We start from the raw sequence: 11,271 nt of genomic DNA, 5'->3' as shown, positions 1-11,271 counted from the left end.
TGTTGCCGCTTCCGGTGTTGTCCTTGTTGTTTCCGTTCCCATTTCCGGAATTCCCCTTCCAGTCATCATCGGTATGCAGGTTGTAGTTCAGCTGGAATATGCGGTTCCCGTCACCATCATAGGCCATGGCCACCAGCAGGTCGTGGGCATCACGTACTGCCTTGAGACGGTTCTCCACGCTTTTTAAGAAAAAAAAATATCGTACAGGACACTTTGGTGTATAATTAGTTTGCCAACAAAATATGTAAAGTCGTGTTATAATACAATAAATTTAGTGTGTTTTTGATTGTCAAGTAGAATTAACCCACTTTTTCGTTGAAATTTGACCCAGGCCAGAACGAAATACGGATGTTTGATCTCATATCTGCTGCGCAGAAAATCATAGGCTTCTGTCGTTCCACCGTTATTATACTGGGCAATGATTTCAGGAAATGCATCCCCGCTTATAATTGTTTTCCCCATGCCGGCAGATCTCTGATACACTGGGGGACATTTATGGTTTTGAGGCTTCCGAAGGTTTCATTTCAGACGTTACCGATCTCACCGATTTTTATTTTCTACAACGGTAAGAAAGGTGATTTACACGACTTATACCGACAAAAAAACTATACCGACATTTTTAAAAATTCCGGCAGCTACAAGGACTTTCTGAAAAAATGTCGGTATAGTTTTTACAGGTGATATAAAGCTTCTGATATTTTCTTATCTTTCCACACCTTTTCCGTGTTCCCCTTATCCGGATTTGTCCGTTCCAGAGCTTTAGCCAGTATATCCAGTGTTACGAAGGTGTCAAAAAGATCTTTTACTCCCCGGTTTTTCAGGTCATTGAGCATTCCCAGCCAGAACTTACTGGTTTCGTTAGCCCCTACGGTGATACTGAGGATGTCTTTATATCCCTCGGTGGTAAGCCACACTGGATAAGTTGTTTTCTGAAATAATTTGTCGAATCTGCTCCTTAGCAGAGACGCAAACTATTTTACACTACCCCCCTATCTGACATTCCGTTGGCAGCTTATCATCCCTGATACCCTTCAAAGTAGCCTGTCTTCTCTCTATAGTTTCATCGGGCATGTACTCTACAGTACATACAAGTTCCGGAGCCAGCCATACAGTCTTTTCATTTCCTGGAGGTGTATTCATAAACGGGGATTTGTCAATAACAGTATATTTATATTCATTGAGCTTCCTTAGACTAGCTCCAAGAGTAATATGTCCCTTATACACCAGTTCATCACCATCATACTGTCCTATAACAAAACTGGTCATGTTATTCGGTTTAAGAATATATCCACACAGCACGAAATCCTCATCAGCCATGACCTTAATTTTAACCCAGTCCCTTGTTTCTTTACCAAACCAATAAAGGCTATCCTTCTTCTTAGCTACTATACCTTCAAGCTTTTGCTGCTTTGCCATTTCAAAGAGATTAATCCCATGCTCTTCAATATACCTGCTATAAGCAATCCTACTGCTCTCTTCAGCAAAACACTCTTCCAATAATTTCTTACGTTCTAAGAGTGGTCTATCTTTCACTAGCATCCCATCAAAATATATAATATCAAATGCCACAAATATAGCTGGTGTTTTTTCGGATGCCAGCTGAATTTTAAATGGGTCATTTAAAATGGACCTACGCTGCACAATACTAAAAACAGGGATACCATCAACTATAGTAGCCAGTTCACCGTCAAGAATACACTTATGCTTTATATTTGTATGAATATCTTCTAGCTCTGGAAACCTCGGCAATAGTCTGATATCCCTTTTATTGCGCAAATCCACACTATTATCGTCAAAATATGATACGCAGCGCATCCCATCCAGCTTCAACTCGTAAATGTGATCATCTGAATCAAACGGTTCTACCATCTCAGCAATCAACATTGGCTTGATGCCCTTTTTATCAAAAATATCCATTACGCTGTACCAAACTTACCACTTTGCACCATTTCAACAACCCGGCGCATAGCTTCCATAGGATCTATCATTTCACGTACGACATTATCCGTAGCAACAATCTCCTGTCCATTAATTTTAGCAGTAATTGCCTCCCGGAGCCGTTGTTGATACTCATCATGATATGCACTGATATCAAATTTACGTTCCAGTGATTTAACCATCAGTTTAGCCAGGTCCAACTCTTCCTTCTTTATCTCAACTTTTGGTATTGGCTTTGGAAGTTCTTGTATCTCTTCTTTGTAAAACAATATTTTAGCAATTATGCATTCCTTGGTCGGGTAAAGTACCAAAAGCTCCTGTTTAGTCCCCAATACCGTCTTAGCAACAGCCACAAGTTTCTGACTCAGTAACGCCTGTCGAAATAATTCATATGATTTTTCGGCACCTGGTTCCGGAATCATATAATAATTCTTGTCAAAGTAGATGCTGTCAATCTCTGACATCTTAGCCGTATGGTCAATATGAACTGTCCTGTCTTTTTCAGTCTTTAATTTATCTAACTCATCTTGTGTAAATACTACATAGCGCCCCTTTTCGTACTCATACCCCTTAATGATATCATCGTTACTCTTAATCTCCTTATTACACGATGGACAATATTTCTTATATTTTATCCGTTCATGGGAATCCTTGCATAATTGGTTAAACGAAATACTAATATCCCTGGTTGTCTTATATAAGTCAGAGGGGATATAAAGTACAGATATTGCACTTTTTTGAGCTACTGCCATTCTTATCACCATCCTTTGTGATTAGTATGTGCGGAATTCGTAAAATTCTGATTATGAATTCATTGGAAATAGTAACTTTAAAATTTTCTAGGACTTCTCAAAAATAGACTGCAATCTTTCTCTTTGAGAGCGGTTGATGTTTCTAAAGCTTATATAAAAAAAGGTCTGGGTGTCAGACTATCCAAAAATCAAGGAATTATCTGACACCCAGACTTTATTATTATACAATTATATCTGTTATTCTACCTTTTAAATCGCGCTTCAAGAAATCTCCATTGCTCCTGTCTTTCTTCATGTTCATATAGGAATTGCTCAATGGGACAAATTATATTATCATCCTTAGATGATTTTATTAGAGGGATTATTTCTTCGTAGGTAGATTTAACTCCTTCTTCGTTTAATAACCTCAATCCACCTTCAGACACTTTTACCGCATGGCATTCTCTGATTGGAATCTGTCCTGCCATAATTCCCATCGCAATACCTGCTTGATTGGCATATAGAATCATATCCTTTGACTCAGAAAATTTGTTCTTAAAGTATGCGCGATACATCCCTGAGACTGGACTTTTGTCTGTCTCCCAAATGATATTGTCCGAGTCATCAGTCAGAATAGCTAATGCTGTTTTGGTCAGCACTTTCTGGAATAAATCATCTCTCATTATGACACCTACTCTCAATTTTACAGCCTGTCAGCCGCTTCCTTGATTCTCTTTAACCCCTCCATGACTACTGCTCTGGGCGCTGCAAAGTTGAATCGCATAAATCCAGTTCCTTCCTTTTCTCCAAAGGTAGTCCCATCGTTTAATAATACTCTGGCATCTTTAAACATAAAGTCCTTTAGTTCTTTCTGTGTCTTGAAACCAAGTCCACGACAATCCATCCAAATCATAAAGGTTGCCTCTGGATTAATTGCTTGAATTTTAGGGATATTCTCATTTATGTATGTAACTGCCTGGTTCTTTGTCTCATTTAGGTAAGCGACGCACTGGTCTGCATAGTCATCACCGTGATTGTAACATGCCATCAATGCTACATTTCCAAATATATTTCGTCCCATACCTTTTTTATAAGTCTGTTGGTTCATCATTCTGCGGTAAATCTCTTTGTTATGTGTAAACCACGCAGCTGTGCGGAAACCAGCCACGTTAAATGTTTTAGCAGGATTGATAAAAGTTACAGAATGATTGGCGAACTCCTCAGAGATACCGCAAAACGGAACGAATTTGTGTCCGTCAAAAATAATGTCAGCATGGATCTCATCAACTCCAATCATTACATCGTTTCGTATACATAATTCTCCCATCCTTACCAGTTCTTCCTTAGTAAAGCATCTACCAGTTGGGTTCTGGGGATTACAGATAAAAAGAATTTTCACTTTAGGGTCTGCTAATTTTCTTTCCAAATCCCCAAAGTTGATTTCATACCGTCCGTCTACCAGGTCCATCTCATTATAAATCAGTTGACGTCCGTTATTTTTCACCAAATCGTGGAAAGGTGGATAAACCGGCGTCTGTAAAAGTATTTTATCACCAATACTTGAGAATTCTTCTGTAAACCATATCATAGCCGGTATTACGCAAGGGGAAAAATCAATATATTCTGGATTCAGTACTGTATTATGTCTTACTTTGTACCACCTGGCAATACTTTTTTCAAAATCAGAATCAATATATGGGTAGCCGTAATGATTCATCTTTACACGCTCCATCAGTGCCTCTGTCACTTCAACCGGGCTTGGGAAATCTGTATCTGCTATCCAGAATGGAAGTACATCTTCTGGGCAAAGTGAAGGATCGTATTTCTTTGCATCAGTTCCTCTTCTCTCTACGCCTTTATCAAAATCATATATTGTTTTACTCATAGTGGACTCTCCTTTTCTTCTTTGAATAATAACATATTTTCATGTATTTTAGACAACTAAGTATGATACAACCAGATTACATATATACATTACAACCGCGGGAATAGAACATCTTTTTACAATATCCATAATATCCAGTTCAGCCATACCTGATATGGCAATTACAACACCTGCAACAGGTGACATACAGCGTCCGATACCAGATGATAACTGCATCGGAAGAGCGATTGTAGCAGTGGATACTCCCATCTGAGCTGTCACATCCGGTACTAGCGGACCAAAAGCATACCATGAAGCATTACCTGAACCAAGAAGCATGCCTGCAAAGAATGTTATCATTGACATTAATGCCATGGTAATAATGGGAGCACTCTTAACAGCTGCTAAAGTGTTGCTTATGATTGTAATGCCACCTAACATTTTGATGGCTTCAGCAAATACAGCCGCACCAATCAGGATACTCACTACATTTGCAAATGAATTTCCCATTGCTTTCATCACAACACTAAAATCACTCGTTACTTCTTTTCTATCTCTTCGTCTTACTAATTCCAGAATAAATACGAAAAACAGTCCAATCAAGTTTGCTGTAACCACATCAAGATTAATGGATGGTATAAAACTGAATACTGTAATCAAAACCAGGGGTACAATGGGAAGTATTGCATAGTACGCAGGACAGCTGACGTCATGAGGCATATCCGCCTTTGAAACGGAAATCCCATCTGATACATCTTTCTTATCCATATGTCTCAGATATATAGGTAGAAAGACCGCACAGATTATAATAAGTATAGATGCGGTTTTCCCTTGATAAGTAAGGAAATAATCCATCATAGGCATACCAACTACATTCTCTGCTGCAAATATTGCGCTTGAATCATTTGGTCCCCAGTCAACAAAGCCACACATTATCATTACAGTAGCAGCACTTAGTTTACTTATTCCCAAAGATGTAAGTATAGGGAAGGCAATGGCCATCAAAAGCATAGCCAGGCCAGCATGACTTGTAATGACCATTTTCAGTAATGTACCAATAACAAAGAGCATGCTTAAAACAATATATGGATTTTTGATTTTTGATAATGGTTTAGTTGCAAGATATGCCAGTTTTGTGGATGCCCCTATGTGTGACATGTAAACTGCATATCCAGTTACCATCATCAAAGTCAGTCCAACACCGGATGCATTAGATTTAAATGCGTTGGCTGCATAAGCGAACACATCTATGACAGCATTACCAGTCGTTTTATCATCCATTATTGAATTGCCGCCAATGATTGCGAATATCAGCAGGATTGCCATGCCTGATACCAGGAATACAAATACTGAATTATACTTTTTAATCACCAATGTTGCAACTATGACTATGTACAGCAGCGTTATCATCACAGCTATAGTATTATTCATTTTATCTCTCCTGTCTTTTGTGGAAAGACTAATTAATTTTCCGGAAAATTAATATAGATTCCACAATTAGTACATTTTAGTTTCCCAAACACCGCGGTACCGGGTTGTTTAAATTAGATATACAAACCAAACTATTATGTTTAGATTCTAAACCTATGGTTTAGTATGTATACCTTATGTTTAGATTCTAAACCAATTATAATTTGTTGTCAATAACATTTATACACTTTGTCAATATGCACGAATATTGTATTTATATTTTGTACAATATACTCAAAACTATTCAGTATGCATCTAATTAGACTATTTCTGAAACAGCAAAGGAGCCACAACATTTGTTGTGACCCCTCAATCGTCTTAACGAATATATATTATATGGATATTTTACTATTTACTTATCTCTTTTTTTGCCTTTTTTCTTGCGTTTCTGTTATCTTGAACCTTGCGTCTTATATCCAACCATGCTTCAAGTACGCTGAAAGTGGTATTTATCTCATCCTCAGAAAAATGTTCCCTAACAATATCCATAGACTCTCCAAATCCTATCTCATCATATTTGCGGTGGGCTTCATTCAGTTCCTTTCCCTTTTCAGTTAAGAACAGGTGAAATCGATTGTCATTTTCAGGGTCCACTTCCCTGTATATTAAGCCTTTACTTTCCACTTTTTTCAGGATTTGAGAAACTGCCCCCTTGGTCTTTCCATAATCTCTTGCCAGTTCAGTTACTGTAATTCCATGATGATCAGCAATATGCTTTAACGTGTGTACCTCTACTGAAGTATAGGCTTCGCCTGTTCCATAATCATGAGGCACTTTTGTAGAGATATAAAAATTCGAAACCTGATGTAGTATATCTACTGCTTCTACGTCATTATATGATTTCTTCATCTTCTTATCCATAATATACTCCTAGTTTTGATATACACCGTATTCGTCATTAACAATTTGTTAAAGTATACTATATTTAGATATCAAAGGCAAGTTTTTATTCCATTTGTTTCGGATTTTTTACGCCACTATGGTCTCTTCATCTGCACTTAAAAGCGTAAAAGTTTAAAGTAATAAAGTATTGACATTTCTGACAGAGTCGCTTACACTATTACTGCATATGAATCATTCTGAAGAATACATACTATGGTCCATGCAATCTGCATATTTATAAATTTGCATAAGGAGTACTGAATTATGATTATCATTATGAAACCCAATGCTTCTGACGAAGCGGTAAAAAAGGTAACAAATCTTATTGAATCCAAGGGACTCACAGCCCATCTGTCCAAGGGTTCCCAGGTTACCATCGTAGGTGTGGTAGGCGACAAGACCAAGCTTTTGGACACCAACATTGAAATCAGCGAAGGCGTTGACAAGGTAGTGGCTGTCACGGAATCCTATAAACTGGTCAATAAAAAATTCCATCCTGAGGACTCCGTGATTCCGATTGGCAACACCCACATCGGTCCAGGCACCATGACAGTGATGGCCGGTCCCTGCGCCATTGAATCCCAGGACCAGCTTATGGAGACCGCATACGCGGTGAAAAAGGCAGGAGCCACCTTCCTGCGCGGCGGCGCCTACAAGCCCCGCACATCCCCCTACTCCTTCCAGGGACTAGAGGAGGAGGGACTTAAATACATGAAGGCTGCCAAGGAAGCCACCGGACTGAATGTAATCTGCGAAGTCACCAGCGCCCATGCCATTGAGTCGGCTGTGAAATATGTAGATATGCTCCAGATTGGCGCCAGAAACATGCAGAACTTTGAACTGTTAAAGGAGGCAGGCAAATCCGGTACTCCCGTATTGTTAAAACGCGGATTGTGTGCTACCATTGACGAATGGCTCAATGCTGCCGAGTACATCATTTCCGAGGGCAACCCCAATATCGTGCTGTGTGAGCGCGGCATCCGCACATACGAAACTTCCACCAGGAACACCCTGGATATCAGCGCTGTTCCGGTCATCCGCCAGAAGAGCCACCTTCCCATCATTGTGGATCCCAGCCACGCCACAGGCGTCAGAGCCTATGTGGAACCCCTGGCAAAGGCAGCCATCGCAGTCGGCGCGGACGGACTTATGATTGAAGTCCACCCCTGTCCTGCCAGGGCACTGTCTGACGGTCCCCAGTCCCTGACCTTCGATGCCTTTGAGCAGCTGATGAAGGACCTGGCTCCATATGCAGAGCTGTCCGGACGGACCTTTAAGGCACAGTAACAGAACTTTACGGCACTCTCACTTCAGGGAGTGCTTTTACATATGCCCGGTGCGCGAACCCTGCCCTTACGGCATCCGCTTTTGATATATTAAATCCGGCGCATCCGGTCCCCGCATTTACAGGAGGAGATACCAATATGGAAAAAATGACCATGACCGATTCCACCATCGCATTCATCGGACTGGGGCTTATAGGCGGCTCCATTGCCCGGGCCATCAGAAAAACACGGCCGGATATCCGTATCATGGCCTATATGCGTTCCCGCTCCCGTCTGGAGCAGGCCCAGGAAGATGGAATCGTGGATGTGATTCTGGATGGAATTGATGAGAACCTGCGTGAATGTGACCTGATATTCCTCTGCACCCCGGTGGAATACAACGCAGGCTATCTTTCCGCCATACGGCCCTACCTGAAGCAGGGCGCACTGATTACAGACGTGGGCAGCACAAAATGCGGCATCCATGAGGAAATCAGGCGCCAGGGCCTGGAATACTGCTTTGTGGGCGGCCATCCCATGGCTGGCTCGGAAAAGACCGGCTATGAGAACTCCACGGACCATCTCCTGGAAAATGCCTACTACATCGTCACTCCTCCGGAGGGAAAGAACAGTTCCCACCCGCAGGCTTTGAGTCCCAATGCAGAACGCATCGTGGCAGTGGCAAAGACCATTGGAGCTATTCCCCTTGTTCTGGATTACAGGGAACACGACAAGGTGGTGGCTGCCATCAGCCATCTCCCCCATCTGGTGGCTTCCAGCCTTGTGAATCTGATTAAGAACCACGACACAGCAGACGGCACCATGAAGCAGGTGGCCGCAGGCGGTTTCAAGGATCTCACCCGAATTGCCTCTTCCTCCCCTGAGATGTGGGAACAGATATGCATGACCAATGTGGACCCAATATCGGAGATCCTGGAAGCATACATCGCATCCTTAAACAAGGTGCTGGAGGAAATCAAAGAACATAATGGGCAAGATATCTACAGACTGTTTGAGACCTCCCGTGATTACCGGAATTCCATTACAGACAAGGCCAAGGGATCCGTGGAGCCATCCTATGAGTTCACCGTGGATGTAAGCGATGAGGTGGGCGCCATTTCCACCATATCCGTCATCCTGGCTGCCAAGGGTATCAGCATTAAGAATATCGGTATCAACAACAACCGCGAACGGGGTGAGGGGGCCTTGAAAATCGCTTTCTATGACGAGGCTTCCATGGAAGCCGCATGGCAGAGGCTGGACAAATACAAATACGAGATGTTCCGCATGTAATCCGGAGAGAAAGGTTAGGTAACAGATTATGGAATTTAAAAGAGCATCCCATTTAAAGGGTGAAATCAAGGTTCCCGGAGATAAATCCATCTCCCATCGGGCCGTCATGTTCGGTTCCATTGCAGAGGGGCTTACGGAGATACACAATTTCCTCCAGGGGGCAGACTGCCTGTCTACCATTGCATGTTTTGAGAGGATGGGCATTGCCATTGAAAATAAGGGCGGACAGGTGCTGGTCCATGGCCGCGGTCTGCACGGACTGAAAGCGCCTCAGGAAGTCCTGGACTGCGGAAACAGCGGCACTACTACACGTCTCATATCCGGAATCCTCTGTGCCCAGGACTTTGACGTCACTCTCACAGGAGACGAATCTATCTGTAAGCGGCCCATGAAGCGAATTATGGACCCCCTTTCCATGATGGGAGCCGACATCACCAGCATAAAGGGCAATGGCTGTGCTCCCCTGCTCATCAAGGGACGTCCGGTCCACGGCATCCACTATGACTCCAGGGTAGCTTCCGCCCAGGTGAAATCCGCCATTATGCTGGCTGGTTTATATGCAGACAGCCCCACCAGCATAACCGAACCGTATGTGTCCAGAAATCATTCTGAGCTGATGCTGCGGCTCTTTGGCGCCCAGGTATCCACCGAAGGAACCACGGCAGTCATAAAGCCTGTCAGTGAACTCCATGGCAATCAGGTCATGGTACCTGGAGATATCTCTTCTGCCGCCTATTTCATCGCCGGAGGCCTTATGGTGCCCGGCTCGGAAGTTCTGATACGCAATGTGGGCATCAACCCTACCAGGGACGGTATCCTGCGTGTATGCCGTGATATGGGGGCGCATATTGAACTTCTGAATGTAAGCGGGGGAACAGGCGAGCCAACAGCCGATATCCTTGTACGCCACGGAAGTCTTCATGGAACCGTCATAGGCGGTGCCGTCATACCTACCCTCATTGACGAGCTTCCTGTCATCGCAGCCATGGCCTGTCTAGCAGAGGGTGAGACCGTAATTCAGGATGCCGGAGAGTTAAAGGTAAAGGAGTCCAACCGGATTGCGGTCATGGTCCAGGGACTGACTGCCATGGGCGCTGACGTGTCAGAGACAGAGGACGGAATGATTATCCGGGGCGGCGCCCCTCTCCACGGAGCTGTCATCGACAGCCGCAAAGACCACCGCATTGCCATGACATTTGCCGTCACTGCGCTGTGTGCGGATGGCATTACAGAGATAAGGGACGCTGACTGTGTAAATATATCCTATCCCGGCTTTTACAGCGATTTAAAAAGGCTGACACAGGAATAAGCTGAAACCGCAACCATTCCGATTTATTCCGGGGAGGGATGCGGTTTTGTTTTGATATGGTACTGCGTGCTTCCCGCTGACTCCTGTCATTTTGCCATCTCACAGAGTTTTGCGCTGTGGTCCAATGGTCCGCTACTATAGGAAAATGCCGCTGAAGCTCTACCGCCTAAAGGCGGTGGTTTTTACCTTAGGCTTGGAAACTCAACTACCACCGGCTAAAGCCGGTGGGTTGATGCGGCCTAAAGGCCGCCGTTAAGCGACTGAAAGTCGCAGTGGGGGCTAAAGCCCCTGCTTTTGCGACTGAACTCACAGCAGGGCTGAAGCCCTTTCTTCTTAGACTGTAGTCTACTAAAGCCCTACTGAAGTAGTCATTCTTCTCCTATCGAAAAATTATCGTAGCCTTCTTCTTTTCCCTGCTTCTCTATATATTCTTCTATCATTTTTTGATCTACTTCCCCTACCGTTCCGCAAAAATATCCTCTTCCCCATATATGCTGTCCCCAATATTTCTTTTTCAAC

At 43.1% G+C, this 11,271-nt stretch carries 10 protein-coding genes and 1 pseudogene; 3 read left to right on the top strand and 8 right to left on the bottom strand.

What is annotated here, in order from left to right:
* Positions 1-794 precede the first annotated feature (794 nt).
* The 7 genes and pseudogenes from G614_RS31510 to G614_RS0122245 form a co-directional block, all read right to left on the bottom strand.
* A pseudogene (locus G614_RS31510) lies at positions 795-908 on the bottom strand (transposase); the annotation flags it as partial.
* A 73-nt stretch (positions 909-981) separates the two neighbouring features.
* Positions 982-1,917, bottom strand: coding sequence for an RNA ligase family protein (locus G614_RS0122270; protein ID WP_027643684.1), 936 nt, complete (start codon positions 1,915-1,917; stop codon positions 982-984).
* Positions 1,917-2,690, bottom strand: a complete 774-nt coding sequence (locus G614_RS0122265) for a Ku protein (protein WP_027643683.1) — start codon at positions 2,688-2,690, stop codon at positions 1,917-1,919. Before G614_RS0122265 ends, G614_RS0122270 begins: the two co-directional genes overlap by 1 nt.
* Before the next feature lie 242 nt (positions 2,691-2,932).
* Positions 2,933-3,352, bottom strand: a complete 420-nt coding sequence (locus G614_RS0122260; protein ID WP_027643682.1) for a DUF1893 domain-containing protein — start codon at positions 3,350-3,352, stop codon at positions 2,933-2,935.
* A gap of 20 nt (positions 3,353-3,372) precedes the next feature.
* The gene (locus G614_RS30660; protein WP_080664597.1) at positions 3,373-4,554 is read right to left on the bottom strand and encodes a MalY/PatB family protein; all 1,182 of its coding nucleotides are present in this window, start codon (positions 4,552-4,554) and stop codon (positions 3,373-3,375) included.
* Between the two features lie 48 nt (positions 4,555-4,602).
* Complete coding sequence (dcuC, locus tag G614_RS0122250) at positions 4,603-5,964, bottom strand: C4-dicarboxylate transporter DcuC (RefSeq protein ID WP_027643680.1); 1,362 nt, start codon at positions 5,962-5,964, stop codon at positions 4,603-4,605.
* Between the two features lie 387 nt (positions 5,965-6,351).
* Positions 6,352-6,864 (bottom strand): MarR family winged helix-turn-helix transcriptional regulator, encoded by a 513-nt coding sequence (locus G614_RS0122245; RefSeq protein ID WP_027643679.1) that lies wholly within the window; start codon positions 6,862-6,864, stop codon positions 6,352-6,354.
* 285 nt (positions 6,865-7,149) lie between these two features.
* Here G614_RS0122245 and aroF point away from each other — a divergent pair, with 285 nt between their 5' ends.
* From aroF to aroA, 3 genes are all read left to right on the top strand, one after another.
* Positions 7,150-8,172, top strand: a complete 1,023-nt coding sequence (gene aroF / locus G614_RS0122240; protein ID WP_027643678.1) for a 3-deoxy-7-phosphoheptulonate synthase — start codon at positions 7,150-7,152, stop codon at positions 8,170-8,172.
* A gap of 137 nt (positions 8,173-8,309) precedes the next feature.
* Positions 8,310-9,443: a prephenate dehydrogenase gene (locus G614_RS0122235; RefSeq protein WP_027643677.1), complete on the top strand. Its 1,134-nt coding sequence runs from the start codon at positions 8,310-8,312 to the stop codon at positions 9,441-9,443.
* Positions 9,444-9,471: 28 nt separating this feature from the next.
* On the top strand, positions 9,472-10,752 hold the full coding sequence (aroA, locus tag G614_RS0122230) for a 3-phosphoshikimate 1-carboxyvinyltransferase (RefSeq protein WP_027643676.1): 1,281 nt from the start codon (positions 9,472-9,474) through the stop codon (positions 10,750-10,752).
* A 368-nt stretch (positions 10,753-11,120) separates the two neighbouring features.
* Here aroA and G614_RS28570 read toward each other — a convergent pair.
* Positions 11,121-11,271: transposase (locus G614_RS28570; protein ID WP_044918594.1), on the bottom strand; the 151-nt coding region annotated here is incomplete at its 5' end.

The organism is [Clostridium] clostridioforme AGR2157 (genome assembly GCF_000424325.1).
GTDB classification, from domain to species: Bacteria; Bacillota; Clostridia; order Lachnospirales; family Lachnospiraceae; genus Enterocloster; species Enterocloster clostridioformis_A.
Note: the sequence above shows the minus strand (reverse complement) of the source record. Positions and strands in the feature narration are given on the sequence as shown.

Coding starts and splice junctions, on each gene's coding strand:
- G614_RS0122245 (WP_027643679.1), bottom strand. CDS start 6,864: ATGGATAAGAAGATGAAGAAATCATATAATGACGTAGAAGCAGTAGAT.
- G614_RS0122265 (WP_027643683.1), bottom strand. CDS start 2,690: ATGGCAGTAGCTCAAAAAAGTGCAATATCTGTACTTTATATCCCCTCT.
- aroA (WP_027643676.1), top strand. CDS start 9,472: ATGGAATTTAAAAGAGCATCCCATTTAAAGGGTGAAATCAAGGTTCCC.
- G614_RS0122235 (WP_027643677.1), top strand. CDS start 8,310: ATGGAAAAAATGACCATGACCGATTCCACCATCGCATTCATCGGACTG.
- dcuC (WP_027643680.1), bottom strand. CDS start 5,964: ATGAATAATACTATAGCTGTGATGATAACGCTGCTGTACATAGTCATA.
- G614_RS0122270 (WP_027643684.1), bottom strand. CDS start 1,917: ATGGATATTTTTGATAAAAAGGGCATCAAGCCAATGTTGATTGCTGAG.
- aroF (WP_027643678.1), top strand. CDS start 7,150: ATGATTATCATTATGAAACCCAATGCTTCTGACGAAGCGGTAAAAAAG.
- G614_RS0122260 (WP_027643682.1), bottom strand. CDS start 3,352: ATGAGAGATGATTTATTCCAGAAAGTGCTGACCAAAACAGCATTAGCT.
- G614_RS30660 (WP_080664597.1), bottom strand. CDS start 4,554: ATGAGTAAAACAATATATGATTTTGATAAAGGCGTAGAGAGAAGAGGA.